This window comes from Streptomyces sp. NPDC001270, assembly GCF_042896695.1.
GTDB lineage: Bacteria > Actinomycetota > Actinomycetes > Streptomycetales > Streptomycetaceae > Streptomyces.
This window is the reverse complement of record NZ_JBIAXM010000017.1, coordinates 153,128-170,082: the sequence shown is the minus strand read 5'-3', so window position 1 is coordinate 170,082 and position 16,955 is coordinate 153,128. Positions and strand designations below refer to the sequence as shown.

Annotated in this window: 14 protein-coding genes; 11 read left to right on the top strand and 3 right to left on the bottom strand. The window is 72.5% G+C overall.

Translation table 11 applies throughout. The features are described 5' to 3' along the window. Positions 1-11: 11 nt before the first annotated feature. The 4 genes from ACFY2B_RS27565 (at position 12) to ACFY2B_RS27550 (ending at position 2,662) form a co-directional block, all read left to right on the top strand. Positions 12-644: an AIM24 family protein gene (locus ACFY2B_RS27565; RefSeq protein ID WP_390765786.1), complete on the top strand. Its 633-nt coding sequence runs from the start codon at positions 12-14 to the stop codon at positions 642-644. Between the two features lies 1 nt (position 645). Then, entirely contained in the window at positions 646-1,296 is a 651-nt protein-coding gene (locus ACFY2B_RS27560) for an AIM24 family protein (RefSeq protein ID WP_390765785.1), read from the top strand. Then, complete coding sequence (locus ACFY2B_RS27555) at positions 1,293-2,093, top strand: AIM24 family protein (RefSeq protein ID WP_390765747.1); 801 nt, start codon at positions 1,293-1,295, stop codon at positions 2,091-2,093. Before ACFY2B_RS27560 ends, ACFY2B_RS27555 begins: the two co-directional genes overlap by 4 nt. Before the next feature lie 92 nt (positions 2,094-2,185). After that, the gene (locus ACFY2B_RS27550; protein WP_390765746.1) at positions 2,186-2,662 is read left to right on the top strand and encodes a MarR family winged helix-turn-helix transcriptional regulator; all 477 of its coding nucleotides are present in this window, start codon (positions 2,186-2,188) and stop codon (positions 2,660-2,662) included. Positions 2,663-2,697: 35 nt separating this feature from the next. Here the strand turns inward: ACFY2B_RS27550 and ACFY2B_RS27545 are convergent, their stop codons facing one another. From ACFY2B_RS27545 to ACFY2B_RS27535, 3 genes are all read right to left on the bottom strand, one after another. After that, complete coding sequence (locus ACFY2B_RS27545; RefSeq protein ID WP_390765745.1) at positions 2,698-3,927, bottom strand: MFS transporter; 1,230 nt, start codon at positions 3,925-3,927, stop codon at positions 2,698-2,700. 575 nt (positions 3,928-4,502) lie between these two features. Beyond that, positions 4,503-5,459: a methylmalonyl Co-A mutase-associated GTPase MeaB gene (gene meaB / locus ACFY2B_RS27540; protein WP_390765744.1), complete on the bottom strand. Its 957-nt coding sequence runs from the start codon at positions 5,457-5,459 to the stop codon at positions 4,503-4,505. A gap of 55 nt (positions 5,460-5,514) precedes the next feature. Continuing rightward, positions 5,515-6,717 (bottom strand): acetyl-CoA C-acetyltransferase, encoded by a 1,203-nt coding sequence (locus ACFY2B_RS27535; RefSeq protein WP_390765743.1) that lies wholly within the window; start codon positions 6,715-6,717, stop codon positions 5,515-5,517. A gap of 150 nt (positions 6,718-6,867) precedes the next feature. Here ACFY2B_RS27535 and mce point away from each other — a divergent pair, with 150 nt between their 5' ends. From mce to ACFY2B_RS27500, 7 genes are all read left to right on the top strand, one after another. After that, positions 6,868-7,308, top strand: a complete 441-nt coding sequence (mce, locus tag ACFY2B_RS27530) for a methylmalonyl-CoA epimerase (protein WP_390765742.1) — start codon at positions 6,868-6,870, stop codon at positions 7,306-7,308. Positions 7,309-7,690: 382 nt separating this feature from the next. Further along, positions 7,691-11,539, top strand: coding sequence for a polarized growth protein Scy (gene scy / locus ACFY2B_RS27525; protein WP_390765741.1), 3,849 nt, complete (start codon positions 7,691-7,693; stop codon positions 11,537-11,539). A 183-nt stretch (positions 11,540-11,722) separates the two neighbouring features. Beyond that, positions 11,723-12,658: a cellulose-binding protein gene (locus ACFY2B_RS27520; RefSeq protein ID WP_390765740.1), complete on the top strand. Its 936-nt coding sequence runs from the start codon at positions 11,723-11,725 to the stop codon at positions 12,656-12,658. Positions 12,659-12,743: 85 nt separating this feature from the next. Then, entirely contained in the window at positions 12,744-13,697 is a 954-nt protein-coding gene (locus tag ACFY2B_RS27515) for an ABC transporter ATP-binding protein (protein ID WP_390765739.1), read from the top strand. A 3-nt stretch (positions 13,698-13,700) separates the two neighbouring features. Next, the gene (locus ACFY2B_RS27510; protein ID WP_390765738.1) at positions 13,701-14,471 is read left to right on the top strand and encodes an ABC transporter permease; all 771 of its coding nucleotides are present in this window, start codon (positions 13,701-13,703) and stop codon (positions 14,469-14,471) included. A gap of 126 nt (positions 14,472-14,597) precedes the next feature. Continuing rightward, on the top strand, positions 14,598-15,905 hold the full coding sequence (locus ACFY2B_RS27505) for an ATP-binding cassette domain-containing protein (protein ID WP_390765737.1): 1,308 nt from the start codon (positions 14,598-14,600) through the stop codon (positions 15,903-15,905). Then, positions 15,902-16,783, top strand: coding sequence for an ABC transporter permease (locus tag ACFY2B_RS27500; RefSeq protein WP_390765736.1), 882 nt, complete (start codon positions 15,902-15,904; stop codon positions 16,781-16,783). Before ACFY2B_RS27505 ends, ACFY2B_RS27500 begins: the two co-directional genes overlap by 4 nt. The last annotated feature ends 172 nt before the right edge of the window (positions 16,784-16,955 follow it).

The following is a 16,955-nucleotide window of genomic DNA, read 5'->3' as shown; positions in this document are numbered from 1 at the left end:
GCCGGGTGGCGATGTTTCGACTTGAAGGCAGCAGGGTGCTCGCCGTCGACATGACCGGGGACGCCGTGAAGGCGAAGAACGGGGCGATGGTCGCGTACGACGGGCGGATGAGTTTCAAGAAGCTGACCGGGGGCGGTGAGGGGCTGCGCGGCATGGTGACCCGGCGGATCACCGGTGAGCAGATGACCGTGATGGAGGTGAAGGGGCACGGCACGTGCTGGTTCGCGGACCGGGCCTCGGAGATCAACCTCGTCGATCTCCAGGGGGACAAGCTGTATGTGGAGTCGAGCAATCTGCTCGCGACCGATGCCGGGCTGCGCACGGGGACGACGTTCACCGGCCTGCGCGGCGCCTCGCAGGGCAACGGGCTGTTCACGACCACCGTCGAGGGCCGCGGACAGGCCGCGATCATGTCGGACGGGCCGGCGGTGGTGCTGCGCGTCAGCCCGCAGTACCCGCTGATCGTCGACCCCGGCGCCTACATCGCCCACCAGGGCGACGTGCGGCAGACCTTCCAGTCGGGGGTGACCTTCCGCACCTTCCTCGGCGAGGGCGGCGGCGAGGCGTTCCAGATCCGGTTCGAGGGGGACGGCCTGGTGTACGTGCAGCCGAGTGAGCGCAACACCGTCGCGGGGGATGTGTGAGATGGGGCTGCGCGAGGTCAATTCGAAGATGGTGGAGGCCACCGTGGTGCCCGGTCAGCGGCTGTACAGCCAGCGCGGCGCCATGCTCGCCTACCGGGGCGACGTCTCCTTCACCCCCAACATCCAGGGCGGCCAGGGCGGTCTGATGTCGATGCTCGGCCGCCGGGTGGCGGGCGAGGCCACCCCGCTGATGTCCGTCGAGGGCAGCGGCACCGTGTTCTTCGGGCACGGCGGCCACCACGTGCAGGTGATCAACCTCTCCGGCGACACCCTGTACGTGGAGGCGGACCGGCTGCTCGCCTTCGAGGGCACGCTCCAGCAGGGGACGATGTTCATGGGCTCCCAGGGCGGGGTCATGGGGATGGTGCGCGGGCAGGTCACCGGGCAGGGGCTGTTCACCACGACACTCAAGGGGCACGGGGCGGTGGCCGTGATGGCGCACGGCGGGGTGTTCGAGCTGGCGATCACGCCGCAGCGTCCGGTGCACGTGGACCCGCAGGCGTACGTCGCCCACCACGGCGACGTACGCAACAAGCTGTCCACCGCCCTGGGCTGGCGCGAGATGGTGGGCCGCGGCAGCGGCGAGGCGTTCCAGCTGGAGCTGAGCGGGAACGGCACGGTGTACGTCCAGGCCTCGGAGGAGAAGCTGTGAGCGGCTACGGAGGTCCGGGCGCCGGGCCGGTGGTGTACGACCCGATGACGCTGCCCGCCGACGACAACGTCAACAGCTACACCTTCTGCGTGGAGCTGTTGAGCGGGCAGTGGTTCCTGCAGAAGGGAAAGATGATCGCCTACTACGGGGCGATCGAGTTCAACGGCATCGGGCACGGACGGCTGGACCGGCTGGTGCGCACGTCGTTCCATTCGCCGTTGCACGCGAGCGACTGGGTGGTGGCGGAGGGCTCGGGCAAGATGCTGCTCGCCGACCGGGCCTTCGATGTCAATTCGTTCGACCTGGACGACGGCAATCTGACCATTCGCGCGGGCAACCTGCTCGCGTTTCAGCCGACCCTCGCGCTCAAACAGTCGATCGTGCCCGGGTTTCTGACCCTCATCGGCACCGGGAAGTTCGTGGCGGCGTCCAACGGCCCGGTGGTCTTCATGGAGCCCCCGCTCCGGGTGGACCCGCAGGCACTGGTCGGCTGGGCCGACTGCCCCTCCCCGTGCCACCACTACGACCACGGGTACCTGACCGGTGTCATGGGCGGCCTGCGGGCGATGACGGGCCTCGGCGGGGCCTCCGGGGAGGAGCACCAGTTCGAGTTCGTGGGCGCCGGCACGGTGCTGCTCCAGTCGACCGAGAAACTGATGGAGGAGCAGTTCACGGGGGCCGTTCCGGACGAGCCCGGGGTGCCCGGCGGCGGGGCGTCCGGGGGCCATGGACCGGGGCAGGGCGCACCACGCCTGCCCGGACAGCTGGGGGACCTCCAGCGCCGCTTCGGGCTGTGAACGATAGTCTGCGGAGTGTGATGTCGAACGCGTGCCCAGGGACACGCCACTCCCGTTAGTTCGCCTTTCAACCTCTTAGGTAGACTTCATTCATGGAGACCGAGACGACCACGCGCTGGCTGACCGATGCGGAGCAGTGCGCCTGGCGCACCCACCTGGAGGTCAACAAGCTGTTGACGTACCAGCTCGAAAAGGATCTGCAGCCGTTCGGACTGACGATGAACGACTACGAGATCCTGGTGAATCTCTCCGAGTCCGAGGACGTGCGGATGCGGATGAGCGACCTCGCGTCCGCCACCCTCCAGTCCAAGAGCCGGCTCTCGCACCAGATCACCCGTCTGGAGAACGCCGACCTGGTGCGGCGCGAGAACTGCGAGTCCGACCGGCGGGGGCTGTACGCCGTGCTGACCGAGCACGGCATGGAGACGATGCGGAAGGTCGCGCCGCATCACGTGGCATCGGTGCGCAGGCACTTCATCGACCTGCTGGCGCCGGAGTCCCTGGTGGAGCTGGAGAAGGGCCTGAAGCCGATCGCCGAGCACCTGAGGGGCCAGCGGGGCCGCCCCTGAGCCCGCGGGGCGGCCGGACGGCGGGCCGGGCCGGTTCAGGTCCCGTCCGCCGCGGCACGCCGGACCGCGCCCAGCGCGGCCACGGCGGTCACCACGCCCGTCAGCAGGAAGCACATCCCGAGCGGCAGCCGCCCGACGAGCAGCCCGGCGAGCGGCGCGCCGCTCGAACTCCCGGCGTTGACGGCCGTGTTCACCCAGGCCCCCGCCCGGGTCCGGCGCCCCGCCGCGGCGGTCTCGTCCGCCAGCAGGTACGCGGTCGTCAGCGCGGGGGCGATGAAGACACCCGCGCAGGCCATGGCCACGGTGAGCGTGCCCAGGCCCGGTGCGAGGCCCGCCGCGGCCACCACGCCGCCGAGGCCCGCCGCGCACCACGGCAGGCGTACCCGGGCGGGGGCCCGCCAGTCGACGGCGCCGTTCAGCAGCCCGCCCAGCGCGCTGCCCGCCGAGAGCGCGGCCAGCATCCAGGGCACCACGGTGTCGTCGTACGCGTGGCGCGTCACGAAGGCCATCACCAGCAGCTCCACCGCGCTCAGCACGAGCCCGACGGCGGCGGCCACCACGACGGGGGCCGGCAGTCCCCGGCCGCCCGCGGACCGGCGCCACGGCCGGTCCCGGCGGGCGGGCGGCCTGGCCCGCGGGCCGGCCACCGCCGGGGATGCCATGAACACGAGCGTGCCCGCCACGTTCAGCACGGCGCTCAGCAGCACGCCGCCGGCCGGCGGCGCGTACGGCAGCAGCGCGCCGACCAGCACGGGACCGGTCACGAACAGCAGTTCCTCGGCGACCCCGTCCAGGCTGTACGCCCGTTGCAGCAGCCGCCGGTCGGCGACGAGTTCGGCCCACAGGGCGCGCATGGTGGGCCCCAGCGGCGGCGCACAGGCGCCCGCGAGGGCGGCGGCCACGCCGATCGCCGCCGCTGGCGCCCCGGGGCGCCAGGTCAGCGCCGCCAGGACGCACAGCAGGACGCCGTACACCGACGCCATGGGGACGAGGGCCCGGCGCGGGCCGTACCGGTCCACCAGGGCCGCCCGCACGGGCAGCAGGAAGACGGTCGCGGCGCCGAACAGGCCCATCACCGCGCCTGCGACGGCGTACGACCCGGTGGCCCGGGTGACGGAGAGCAGCACCGACAGCGACACCGTGCCGTACGACAGGCGGGCGACGAGGGCGGCGGCGAAGGTACGGCGCGCGTGCGGGACGCGCAGGACGGCGGCGTACGACGGCCGCGGGAGGGAGGCGGGGCGCGACGAAGCGGGCGCGGACATGAGTGGGTTCCTCAAGGCGGGCGTGGCGGGGGGACACCGGGGCGCCGCGCAGGCCGGCGGTCACTGGGGACCGGCACGGTACGCGCGGCCACGGTGCGCACTACGCCAAGGAGAGGAACATGCGGCTCAACGTACCAGCAGCCCCGACACCCCGACGACGCGCCCGGCCCCGTCACAAGCGGCGAGCACCCGCTCCGCCGCCACGCGGCCCTGGTCGGCAGGTGTCCGGTACACCCGCGGCCCGCGCCCCCGGCCGCATACGACGGGCGTCCGCCCCGCCCGACGCCCACCCCGGCCTCCGCACCACCGGACCGACGCTCCGGCCGCCGAGCACACCCCGGCCCGCACGCCCAGTCCCCGCCCCTGCCTTCGGCCCGCGGCCTGCCCGGCACGTAACCCGCCGGGCGGGGCGTCGGCGGGGGCCGGGCCCCGCCCGCCCCGACGCGGCGTCGCACACGGGTCAGGGCCCGTCATGGCCGTACGGCCCCGGAGGGCCGCACCGACCGGCGTGGAGATCCCGTCCCCGCCCTCGGCGGCCTGCCTGGCGCAAGCAGTCCCGCGCGGGCAGCCGCGCGTCAGCTCTCCGTGAGGTCCGCCACCAGTTGGTCCGCGGCGCCGTACGGGTCCAGTTCGCCCGCGACGATCCGTTCCGCGAGGGCGGTCAGGTGGCGGTCGCCGGGCAGGCCGCCGATGCGCTCGCGCAGGGCGGTGACGGCGATCGTCTCGACCTCGCGGGCGGCGCGGGCCAGCCGGCGTTCGGCCAGCACACCCCGCTCCTCGGTCCAGGCCCGGTGCTTCTCCAGCGCCTCGACGACCTCGTCGATGCCCTCCGCGCGGGAGGCGACCGTCTTCACGATGGGCGGGCGCCAGTCGCCGGGGCCGCGGGACTCGCCGAGGCCGAGCATGTGGTTCAGTTCCCGGGCCGTGGCGTCGGCGCCGTCCCGGTCGGCCTTGTTGACGACGTACACGTCACCGATCTCCAGGATCCCCGCCTTCGCCGCCTGGATGCCGTCGCCCATCCCGGGGGCGAGCAGGACGACGGACGTGTCGGCCTGGGAGGCGATCTCCACCTCGGACTGGCCGACGCCGACCGTCTCGACGAGGATCACGTCGCAGCCCGCCGCGTCCAGGACGCGGATCGCCTGCGGGGCGGCCCAGGCGAGCCCGCCGAGGTGGCCACGGGTGGCCATGGACCGGATGTAGACGCCGGGGTCGGAGGCGTGCTCCGACATGCGCACCCGGTCGCCGAGCAGGGCCCCGCCGGAGAACGGGGAGGAGGGGTCGACGGCCAGGACGCCGACCCGCCGGCCCTCCTTGCGGTAGGCCGTCACCAGCGCCGACGTCGTCGTCGACTTGCCGACGCCCGGGGAACCGGTGAGGCCGACCACGTACGCGGTGCCGGTCAGCGGCGCGAGCGCCGCCATGACCTCCCTGAGCTGCGGGGACGCCCCCTCCACCAGGGAGATCAGCCGGGCCACGGCCCGCGGCCGGCCGTCCCTGGCCTGGGCCACCAGAGAGGAGACGTCCTGCATCGCTGCTCCGTTCGCTCGCTCGACGTGCCCGCGGCCTCCTGCCGTACGGGCGGGCTCAGGTCCTCGGTACCCGCACGATCAGCGCGTCACCCTGACCGCCGCCCCCGCACAGGGCGGCGGCGCCGACCCCGCCGCCGCGGCGCTTCAGCTCCAGCGCCAGGTGCAGCACGAGCCGGGCGCCGGACATGCCGATCGGGTGGCCGAGGGCGATGGCGCCCCCGTTGACGTTCACCTTTTCGGTGGATACGCCGAGGTCCTTCATTGACTGGACGGCCACGGCGGCGAAAGCCTCGTTGATCTCGATCAGATCGAGGTCGGAGACGTCCAGGCCGTCCTTCTTCAGGGCCTGCCGGATCGCGTTCGACGGCTGCGACTGGAGGCTGTTGTCCGGGCCCGCCACGTTCCCGTGCGCGCCGATCTCCGCGAGCCAGTCGAGGCCCAGCTCCTCGGCTTTGGCCCTGCTCATCACGACGACGGCCGCGGCACCGTCCGAGATCTGCGAGGAACTGCCCGCGGTGATGGTGCCGTCCTTGGTGAAGGCCGGGCGCAGCCGGCCGAGCGTCTGAACGGTGGTGTCGCCGCGGATGCCCTCGTCCTGGCTGAACAGGACCGGGTCGCCCTTGCGCTGCGGGATCTCCACCGGGGTGATCTCGGCCTCGAAGACGCCGTTCTTCTGGGCGGCGGCGGCCCGCTGGTGGGAGAGGGCGGCGATCTCGTCCTGCGCCGGGCGGCCGATGCCGAGGCGCGTGTTGTGCCTCTCGGTGGACTCGCCCATGGGGATGGCCTCCCACGGGTCGGTCAGACCGTCGTGGGCCATGGCATCGAGCAGTTCGACCGCGCCGTACTTGTAGCCCTCGCGGGACTTCGGGAGCAGGTGGGGGGCGTTGGTCATGGACTCCTGGCCGCCGGCCACCACGATGTCGAACTCACCCGCGCGGATCAGCTGGTCGGCGAGGGCGATGGCGTCGAGCCCGGACAGGCAGACCTTGTTGACGGTGAGCGCCGGCACGCTCATGGGGATGCCGGCCTTGACCGCGGCCTGCCGGGCCGGGATCTGCCCCGCTCCGGCCTGGAGCACCTGCCCCATGATCACGTACTGGACCTGGTCGCCGCCGATCCCCGCACGGTCGAGGGCGGCCTTGATCGCGAAGCCGCCGAGGTCGGCTCCCGAGAAGGACTTGAGCGAGCCGAGCAGCCGTCCCATCGGAGTCCGGGCACCTGCGACGATGACGGAGGTCGTGCTGTTCGTAGCGGACATGAGGTGCGATCCCCTTTCAGCTGCACAGAAGCTGAGGAGTGAACGAGGGTTTACATCGAATGTACTGAGGGGCGGTCGCGGCCGTCATCGGCCTTTCGGTGTGATCGCGCGCACGTTGCGTAACCACCTCCGGAGCGCTCCACTGATTCCATGCTGACGCGAATCGACCACATCGGGATTGCCTGTCATGACCTCGACGCAACGGTCGAGTTCTACCGGGCCACGTACGGCTTCGAGGTCTTCCACACCGAGGTCAACGAGGAACAGGGCGTACGCGAGGCCATGCTCAAGATCAACGATACGTCCGACGGCGGCGCTTCGTACCTCCAGCTGCTGGAACCGGTCCGGGAGGACTCCGCGGTCGGGAAGTGGCTGGCGAAGAACGGCGAGGGCGTGCACCACATCGCCTTCGGCACGGCGGACGTGGACGCGGACGCGGCGGACATCCGCGGCAAGGGCGTACGCGTCCTGTACGAAGAGCCACGGCGCGGCTCCATGGGGTCGCGGATCACCTTCCTGCACCCGAAGGACTGCCACGGCGTACTCACAGAACTGGTCACTTCGGCGCCTGTTGAGTCACCTGGGCACTGACCCGCGTACATAAGGGCCGGTAGGGTTGGGACCGGTCGCCCCGGAAGGCGGGGCGGCCCGGTCCTGCCGTCAAAGGTGGCATCTGCCGCGCGACGTCTGGCACGCACGCTCGCCGCGTTGCCAAAGGCCCTGGTAGCTCCGCTACGAGGACCTTCCGGCACCTTGCGGTCGCCTGCACCGGACACCGTGCGGTACGCCCTGTGGGCGTACGATTCCTCCTTTGCCGGAAGGACCACCGGGGTCCGGGTTTCGGGGGACGAGCGCCGGGGCGGCAGCCCGCGCTCCGCCGTTGATCTGACACCATTCCCCGGGGGCCCCGTTCGGCGGACGGACAGGGCTCGTTCGGAGAAACTTGCGACCAGGGGACGGATGGGACCGCGCAGTGCGGGGCTACGAGAGCCAGGAGCGAGAGCCGGCGGCTGACGTCGACCACCTCTCTCGGTTCGAGGCCGAGATGAAGCGGCTGAAGACCGAGCGGGAAAAGGCGATCCAGCACGCCGAGGACCTCGGCTACCAGGTCGAGGTGCTGCGCGCCAAGCTGCACGAGGCGCGGCGCACCGTCATGTCCCGGCCCGCCTACGACGGCGGTGACCTCGGCTACCAGGCCGAGCAGATGCTGCGCAACGCCCAGATGCAGGCCGACCAGCTGCGCCAGGACGCCGAGCGCGAGCTGAGCCAGGTCCGCGCGCAGACCCAGCGCATCCTCCAGGAGCACGCCGAGCAGGCCGCCCGGCTCCAGGCGGAGCTGCACCAGGAGGCGGTCACCCGCCGCCAGCAGCTGGACCAGGAGCTGGCCGAGCGCCGGCAGACCGTCGAGTCGCACGTCAACGAGAACGTGGCGTGGGCGGAGCAGCTGCGCGCCCGTTCCGAGTCGCAGGCCCGCCGGCTGCTCGACGAGTCACGCGCCGAGGCGGAGCAGGCCATGGCCGCCGCCCGCACCGAGGCCGAGCGGCTGACCGCCGCGGCCCGGCAGCGGCTCCAGGCCGAGGCCGAGAGCACCCGCACCGAGGCCGAGCAGGTGCTGCGCCGGGCCCGCGCCGACGCCGAACGGCTGCTGAACGCCGCCTCCACGCAGGCCCAGGAGGCCACCGACCACGCCGAGCAGCTGCGCACCTCCACCGCGTCCGAGTCGGACGCGGCCCGCCGGCAGGCCGGTGAGCTGAGCCGGGCCGCCGAGCAGCGGATGACCGAGGCCGACACGGCGCTGCGCGAGGCGCGCAGCGAGGCGGAGAAGCTCGTCACCGAGGCGAAGGAGAGCGCCGCCAAGGCGCTGGCCGGCGCGGAGGCGACCAACGAGCAGCGCACGCGCACCGCCAAGGAGCAGGTCGCGCGGCTGGTCAGCGAGGCCACGAAGGACGCCGAGAACACCAAGGCGGAGGCCGAGCAGGTCGTCGCCGACGCCCGCGCCGAGGCCGAGAAGATCGTCGCCGAGGCCGGCGAGAAGGCCCGTACGGCCACCGCCGAGGAGGCGGCCTCCCAGCTGTCGAAGGCCGCGAAGACCGCCGAGGACGTCCTCAACAAGGCGGCCGAGGAGGCCAAGCGGACCACCAGGGCGGCGGCCGAGGAGGCCGAGCGGATCCGTACCGAGGCGGAGACCGAGGCGGACCGGCTGCGCGCCGAGGCGCACGACATCGCCGAGCAGCTCAAGGGCGCGGCGAAGGACGACACCAAGGAGTACCGGGCCAAGACGGTCGAGCTGCAGGAGGAGGCCCGCCGGCTGCGTGGCGAGGCCGAGCAGCTGCGGGCCGACGCGGTCGCCGAGGGCGAGAGCATCCGGGCCGAGGCCCGGCGCGAGGCGGTCCAGCAGATCGAGGAGGCGGCCGGCTCCGCCGAGGAGCTGCTGGCCAAGGCCAAGGCGGACGCGGACGAGCTGCGCCAGGCGGCCACGACGGACAGCGAGAAGGTCCGTACGGAGGCCATCGAACGGGCGACGACCCTGCGTCGGCAGGCCGAGGAGACCCTGGAGCGCACCCGCAAGGAGGCCGAGCGGCACCGTGCGGAGGCCGCCGAGCAGGCCGAGAAGACCACGGCGGAGGCCGAGCGGGCCGCGCGCGAACTACGCGAGGAGACCGAGCAGGCGGTCGAGGCCCGGCGCACGGAGGCGGCCGAGGAGCTGACCCGGCTGCACACCGAGGCCGAGGAGCGGCTGACCGCCGCCGAGCGGGCGCTGTCCGAGGCCCGCGAGGAGGCCGCCGGCATCCGCCGCGAGGCCGCCGAGGAGACCGAGCGGCTGCGCACCGAGGCCGCCGAGCGGATCCGTACGCTCCAGCAGCAGGCGGAGGCCGAGGCGGAGCGGCTGCGCACCGAGGCCGCCGCCGACGCCTCGGCGTCCCGCGCGGAGGGCGAGGCCGTCGCCGTACGCCTGCGTTCGGAGGCCGCGGCCGAGGCGGAGCGGCTGAAGACGGAGGCGCAGGACACCGCCGACCGGGTGCGGGCCGAGGCGCAGGCCGCCGCGGAGCGGCTGGCCGCGGAGGCGTCCGAGACGCTGGCCGCGGCCCAGGAGGAGGCCGTCCGGCGCCGCCGCGAGGCCGAGGAACTCCTCGGCTCCGCCCGTCAGGAGGCCGACCAGGAACGCGAGCGGGCCCGCGAGCAGAGCGAGGAGCTGCTGGCCTCGGCGCGCAAGCGGGTCGAGGACGCGCAGGCCGAGGCGGTCCGGCTGGTCGAGGAGGCCGACCGGCGCGCCACCGAGATGGTGGCGGCGGCCGAGCAGCACGCCCAGCAGGTCCGGGACTCCGTGGCCGGGCTGCACGAGCAGGCCCAGGAGGAGATCGCCGGGCTGCGCTCGGCGGCCGAGCACGCCGCGGAGCGGACCCGGCGGGAGGCCCAGGAGGAGGCGGACCGGGTCCGCGCCGACGCCTACGCCGAGCGGGAGCGGGCCGGTGACGACGCGAGCCGGATGCGCCGCGAGGCCCAGGAGGAGTCGGAGGCGGCCCGCGCGCTCGCCGAGCGGACCACGGCGGAGGCCATCGCCGAGGCGGAGCGGCTGCGTTCGGACGCGGCCGCGCACGCCCAGCGGGTGCGCACCGAGGCTTCGGACACCATCGCCGAGGCCGAGCAGGCCGCCACGCGCACGCGTGCGGAGGCCCGCGAGGACGCCAACCGCATCCGGTCGGACGCGGCGACGCAGGCGGACACGCTGATCACCGAGGCGCGGAGCGAGGCCGAACGGCTCCAGTCGGAGACCGCCGCCGAGGCCGAGCGGGTGCGGGCCGAGTCGGTCGCCCAGGCGGAGCAGCTGATCTCGGACGCGACCGGGGACGCGGAGCGGCTGCGCGCCGAGGCCGCCGAGACCGTCGGCTCGGCGCAGCAGCACGCCGAGCGGATCCGCAGCGACTCCGAACGGGTCAGGAACGAGGCGGAGGCGGAGGCCGAGCGGCTGGTGTCCGCCGCGCGCGACGAGTCCGACCGGTTGCTGGACGAGGCCCGCAAGGAGGCCAACAAGCGGCGCTCCGAGGCGGCCGAACAGGTCGACACCCTCATCACGGAGACCACGGCGGAGGCCGACAAGCTGCTCACGGAGGCGCAGCAGCAGGCCCACAAGACCACCGCGGACGCCGAGGCACAGGCCGACACGATGGTGGGCGCGGCCCGCAGCGAGGCCGACCGGCTGGTGTCCGAGGCGACGGTCGAGGGCAACTCGCTGGTGGAGAGGGCCCGTACGGACGCCGACGAACTGCTGGTCGGCGCCCGCCGGGACGCCACCGCGATCCGGGAGCGTGCGGAGGAGCTGCGCGAGCGGCTCACGGGCGAGATCGAGGAACTGCACGAGCGGGCCCGCCGCGAGGCCGCCGAGACGATGAAGTCGACCGGCGACCGCTGCGACGCGCTCATCAAGGCCGCCGAGGAACAGCTCGCCAAGGCGCAGGCGAAGGCCAAGGAGATCGTCTCGGAGGCCAACTCCGAGGCGGGCAAGGTCCGTATCGCCGCCGTCAAGAAGGCCGAGGGGCTGCTCAAGGAGGCCGAGCAGAAGAAGTCGGCGCTCGTCAAGGAGGCCGAGGCGCTGAAGGCCGAGGCGATCCGCGAGGCCAGGCGCACGGTCGAGGAAGGCAAGCGCGAACTTGAGATCCTGGTGCGCCGCCGCGAGGACATCAACGCGGAGATCTCCCGTGTCCAGGACGTCCTGGAGGCGTTGGAGTCCTTCGAGGCCCCGTCGTCCGGCAAGGACCCGGGGGTCAAGGCGGGCGCGACGGTCGGCGCTCCCCGATCGGGTGGCAAGTCGTCAGAAGGCTAGCGGGCAGGGCGCGTTCCGGTATGTTCTGGGGTCTTTGCCCAAGTCCTTGGCAAGTCGTCCACAGGTCAGCCACTCAAAAGGGGTGTCATTCTCCAGATCAAACACGCATCCGCTCGATGACACACCGCATCGGCGCCTAGGATTCCACCTATCACCTCACCGGTCTCTTTCGACAGGAACCCCATGAGCGACACTTCCCCCTACGGCTTCGAGCTTGTGCGGCGTGGGTACGACCGCGCTCAGGTGGACGAACGGATCTCCAAACTCGTCTCCGACCGTGACAGCGCGCTCACCCGCATCACCGCTCTGGAAAAGCGCATCGAGGAACTGCACCTCGAAACGCAGAACGCCCAGGCTCAGGTAAGCGACGCGGAGCCGTCGTACGCAGGTCTCGGCGCGCGTGTCGAGAAGATCCTCCGCCTCGCCGAGGAAGAGGCCAAGGACCTGCGCGACGAGGCACGCCGGGCGGCCGAGCAGCACCGCGAGCTGGCCGAGTCGGCGGCCCAGCAGGTGCGCAACGACGCCGAGTCGTTCGCCGCCGAGCGCAAGGCCAAGGCCGAGGACGAGGGCGTCCGGATCGTCGACAAGGCCAAGAGCGACGCCTCGCAGCTGCGCACCGACGCGCAGAAGGACGCGCAGTCCAAGCGCGAGGAGGCGGACGCCCTCTTCGAGGAGACCCGTGCCAAGGCCGCCCAGGCCGCCGCCGACTTCGAGACGAACCTCGCCAAGCGCCGCGAGCAGTCCGAGCGCGACCTGGCCTCGCGTCAGCAGAAGGCCGAGAAGCGCCTGGCCGAGATCGAGCACCGCGCGGAGCAGCTGCGCCTGGAGGCCGAGAAGCTGCGCACCGACGCGGAGCGCCGCGCCCGTCAGACGGTGGAGACGGCCCAGCGTCAGGCCGAGGACATCGTGGCCGACGCCAACGCCAAGGCCGACCGGATCCGCTCGGAGTCCGAGCGCGAGCTGGCGGCGCTCACCAACCGCCGCGACAGCATCAACGCCCAGCTGACGAACGTGCGCGAGATGCTCGCCACGCTCACCGGCGCCGCGGTGGCCGCGGCCGGTTCCCCGGCCGAGGACGAGCCGATCTCCCGGGGTGTGCCGGCGCAGCAGTCGCGCTGACACCCGCCGTACACCGGCTGAACAGTGACGAAACCCTCTGCCACTCCGGGTGGCAGAGGGCTTCGTCGCGTCTTAGCGTGTGCGCATGATTGAGCTGGCGGGGCTGACCAAGCGGTACGGCGACAAGGTCGCGGTGGACGACCTCACGTTCGCCGTGCGGCCGGGTGTCGTCACGGGCTTCCTGGGGCCCAACGGTGCCGGCAAGTCCACGACCATGCGGATGATCCTCGGGCTCGACCGTCCCACCGCGGGCGACGTCCGCATAGACGGCAAGCACTACGACCAGCTGACGGACCCCCTGACATACATCGGTGCGCTGCTGGACGCGAAGGCCATGCACGGCGGGCGGAGCGCCTACAACCATCTGCTGTGTCTGGCGCAGAGCAACGGGATCCCGGTCAGCCGGGTGAACGAGGTGCTGGACACGGTGGGACTGACGGCGGTGGCCCGGAAGAAGGCCAAGGGGTTCTCGCTCGGGATGGGGCAGCGGCTCGGGATCGCGGGCGCGCTGCTCGGCGACCCGCGGATCCTGATGTTCGACGAGCCGGTCAACGGGCTCGACCCCGAGGGCATCCACTGGATCCGGAACCTGATGAGGTCTCTGGCCGCGCAGGGCCGGACCGTGTTCGTCTCCAGCCACCTGATGAGCGAGATGGCGCTGACCGCCGACCACCTCGTGGTCATCGGGCAGGGGCGGCTGCTCGCCGACACCTCCATGGCCGGTTTCATCCGGGAGAACTCGCGGTCGTACGTCCGTATCCGCACCCCGCAGCGCGAGCGGCTGCTCGACGTGCTGCACCAGGACGGGATCACGGTCGTCCAGACGGGTGGCGGCGCGTTGGAGGCGGAGGGCGGCAAGGCCGAGCGGATCGGCGAGCTGGCCGCCCGGCACGGGGTCGTGCTGCACGAGCTGAGCCCGCAGCAGGCATCCCTCGAAGAAGCGTTCATGCAGCTGACGGCGGAGTCGGTGGAGTACCACGCGCACTCCGAGACCACCCCGGTCCCGCGGGACTGGGGTGCCGACTGGAAGGGAGCCTGAGCCATGGCGGCCGCGCAGGTCATCCGGTCCGAGTGGACGAAGATCCGGTCCGTGGCGTCGACGGTGTGGACCCTGTCCCTCGCCGTGGTCGTCACGATCGCCCTCGGCATGCTGATCTCCGCCCTGTCGCGGAGCCAGTTCGCCGACATGCCCGCCCGGGAGCGGGTGTCCTTCGACCCCACGTACGTGAGTTTCGCGGGCATGACCCTCGGCCAGCTCGCATTGATCGTCTTCGGGGTGCTGGTGGTGTCGAACGAGTACAGCACCGGCATGATCCGCACCTCGCTGGCCGCGGTCCCGCGCCGCGGCACGTTCCTGTTCGGCAAGATCGCGGTGGCCACCGCGCTGGCCCTGGTGGTCGGCATGGCGACGAGCTTCGCCGCGTTCTTCCTCGGGCAGGCGATGCTCGGCTCCCACCGGACGCAGCTCGGCGACCCCGGGGTGCTGCGGGCGGTCGTCGGCGGCGGGCTCTACATGACCCTGATCGCCGTGTTCTCGATGGGCGTCGCCTCGATGCTGCGCTCACCGCTGCTGTCGCTCGGCATCCTGATGCCGTTCTTCTTCCTGATCTCGAACATCCTCGGCAACGTCGACGCCACGAAGAAGATCGGCCGGTTCCTGCCCGACCAGGCCGGCAGCCGGATCATGCGGGTGGTGCCCCGGGTGGACGACAACCCCCCGTACGGGCCCTGGGGCGGCCTCGGCATCATGGTGCTGTGGGTGCTCGCGGCCCTGATCGGCGGTTACGTCCTGCTGAAGAAGCGGGACGCGTAGTGATCGCGGGCCTTTGCGTTCTCTTGGGCGGAACCGTCAGCGCCCCGATAAGCTCCTAACCCTTACGGGGGCGTGGCCCCGTCGTCCTGAACTGTTCGAGGCAAACCTTCCGATGGGGACCGGAGCATGATCGAGGCTGTCGGCCTGACCAAGCGCTACGGCGACAAGACCGCCGTCCACAACCTTTCCTTCCAGGTGCGGCCCGGGGCCGTCACCGGCTTCCTCGGGCCGAACGGCTCGGGCAAGTCGACGACCATGCGGATGATCCTCGGCCTGGACAATCCCACCGCCGGCTCGGTGACGATCGGCGGCTACCCCTACCGGAGGCTGCCGAACGCTCCCCGCCAGGTGGGCGCGCTGCTCGACGCGAAGGCGGTGCACGGCGGCCGGGCCGCGCGCAGCCACCTGCTCTGCCTGGCACAGCTGTCCGGCATCCCGGCCCGCCGGGTGGACGAGGTGCTCGGCGTCGTCGGCCTCCAGGACGTGGCCAGGAGGCGGTCCAAGGGCTTCTCGCTCGGTATGGGCCAGCGGCTGGGCATCGCGGCGGCGCTGCTCGGCGACCCCCAGGTGCTGCTGTTCGACGAGCCGGTCAACGGGCTCGACCCCGAGGGCATCCTGTGGGTGCGGAACCTGATGAAGGCGCTCGCCTCGGAGGGGCGGACGGTGTTCGTCTCCAGCCATCTGATGAGCGAGATGGCGCTGACCGCCGACCACCTGATCGTCATCGGGCGCGGACAGTTGCTCGCCGACATGAGTGTGTCGGACTTCATCTCGGCCAACTCCGCCGACTTCGCGCGCGTGCGGACGCCGGACACCGAGCCCAAGCTGCGCGAGAAGCTGACCTCCGCGCTCACCGAGGCGGGCGGGCACGTACTGCCGGAGCAGGACGGCGCGCTGCGCGTCACGGGGCTGCCGCTCCCCCGCATCAGCGATCTGGCGCACGAGGCCGACGTACGGCTGTGGGAGCTGTCGCCGCACCAGGCGTCGCTCGAAGAGGCGTACATGCGCATGACGCAGGGCGCCGTCGACTACCGCTCCACCATCGACCAGAAGGCGGGGCTCCAGCAGCCGCTGCCGCCCGGGGCGCAGCCGCCGATGCCGGTACCGGGTCAGGGCCAGCCGGGCTGGTACGCCCCGCCGGCGCCCCAGCAGGGCGGTCAGCCGTTCGCGATGCCTCCGGGGCAGCAGGGGCCCGGCGCGGCGCCCGCGGGGCCGTACGGCGGACAGGGAGGGCCCGCCGGGCCGTACGGTGCGGCGGGGGGCGCGCCCCATCCGTACAGCGCGCCGACGGCACCCGCCGCGGGGCACCCGAACCCGTACGCCCAGCCGGCCCCGCCGCCGCCCCCGGCGCAGCCGCCGGCGGCTGCGCCGGCCCAGCCCGCCGCGCCTGCCGCGCCCGCCGCCGACCCGACCGAGCCCGAGGACGCCCGATGAGCACCCACCAGCCCCCGATGCCCCAGGCAGTGCCGGACGCGGCGCTGCGGCAGCCGGCGCCCGACGGGTCGTACCCCGGTTACACCTCGCCGATCCCGGTGGTGCGCACGCACCTCGGGCACGCGCTCGCCTCCGAGTGGACGAAGATCAAGTCGGTGCGCTCGACCATGTGGACGCTCGGCGTGTTCATCGTCCTGGTGGTCGGCATCGGCCTGCTGGCCGGCCTGCTGGTCAGCCGCGCGGCGTCAGCCTCGTCCGGTGACAACTCGCTCGCCCTCGGCTTCTTCGGACTGCTGCTGGGCAGCATGTGCATCATCACGCTGGGCGTGCTGACCACCGCGTCGGAGTACGGCACGGGCATGATCCGTACGACGACGACGGCCTGCCCCTCCCGGGTGCGGGTGCTGGCCGCGAAGGCGATCGTGTTCTTCACCCTCGCCTTCGTCATCACGCTGGTGTGCACCGTCGTCGTCGCCCTGGCGCAGACCTCCATGCTGGACAGCGTCCCCGGCGCGCGGACGCCGAGCGGCGCGGAGTGGCTGAAGGGCACGGTGGGCGTCAGCCTGTACGTCGCGCTGCTCGGGCTGCTCTCGCTCGTCGTCGGCTCGATCATCCGGCACTCGGCGGGCGCCATCACCATCATGATCGGCGTCCTGCTCGCGCCGCTGGTGATCGCCCTGTTCATGTTCTCGTCGTCGCTGGAGAAGCTGCGCGAGGCCCTGTTCGAGTACTCGATCCCGAACCAGATGAGCATCTTCTACTCCAACTCGCTGAGCCGTTCCGGTCCGTCGGGCTGGGACCCGCTGTGGATCGCGCTGGGCGTGACGGCGGTCATGTTCGCGGTGGCTTGCTTGTCGCTGGAGAAGCGCGACGTGTAGCTCCGCTGGTGGGGCAGGGGGGGCGCGGGTTCGTAGGGCGTTCCGGGATGTTGGCGGCTGCGGGTGCGCTGGGGCTGGTCGCGCAGTTCCCCGCGCCCCTTCAGGGGTGACAGGCCGTCCCGCGGCTGCGGGTGCGTTGGGGCTGGGCGCGCAGTTCCCCGCGCCCCTTCGG

Bases quoted from the DNA above. Each gene is read 5' to 3' on its own strand.
- ACFY2B_RS27560 (WP_390765785.1), top strand. From the start codon at position 646: ATGGGGCTGCGCGAGGTCAATTCGAAGATGGTGGAGGCCACCGTGGTG.
- ACFY2B_RS27510 (WP_390765738.1), top strand. From the start codon at position 13,701: ATGGCGGCCGCGCAGGTCATCCGGTCCGAGTGGACGAAGATCCGGTCC.
- ACFY2B_RS27550 (WP_390765746.1), top strand. From the start codon at position 2,186: ATGGAGACCGAGACGACCACGCGCTGGCTGACCGATGCGGAGCAGTGC.
- ACFY2B_RS27520 (WP_390765740.1), top strand. From the start codon at position 11,723: ATGAGCGACACTTCCCCCTACGGCTTCGAGCTTGTGCGGCGTGGGTAC.
- ACFY2B_RS27565 (WP_390765786.1), top strand. From the start codon at position 12: ATGTTTCGACTTGAAGGCAGCAGGGTGCTCGCCGTCGACATGACCGGG.
- ACFY2B_RS27545 (WP_390765745.1), bottom strand. From the start codon at position 3,927: ATGTCCGCGCCCGCTTCGTCGCGCCCCGCCTCCCTCCCGCGGCCGTCG.
- ACFY2B_RS27535 (WP_390765743.1), bottom strand. From the start codon at position 6,717: ATGTCCGCTACGAACAGCACGACCTCCGTCATCGTCGCAGGTGCCCGG.
- ACFY2B_RS27505 (WP_390765737.1), top strand. From the start codon at position 14,598: ATGATCGAGGCTGTCGGCCTGACCAAGCGCTACGGCGACAAGACCGCC.
- meaB (WP_390765744.1), bottom strand. From the start codon at position 5,459: ATGCAGGACGTCTCCTCTCTGGTGGCCCAGGCCAGGGACGGCCGGCCG.
- mce (WP_390765742.1), top strand. From the start codon at position 6,868: ATGCTGACGCGAATCGACCACATCGGGATTGCCTGTCATGACCTCGAC.
- ACFY2B_RS27515 (WP_390765739.1), top strand. From the start codon at position 12,744: ATGATTGAGCTGGCGGGGCTGACCAAGCGGTACGGCGACAAGGTCGCG.
- ACFY2B_RS27500 (WP_390765736.1), top strand. From the start codon at position 15,902: ATGAGCACCCACCAGCCCCCGATGCCCCAGGCAGTGCCGGACGCGGCG.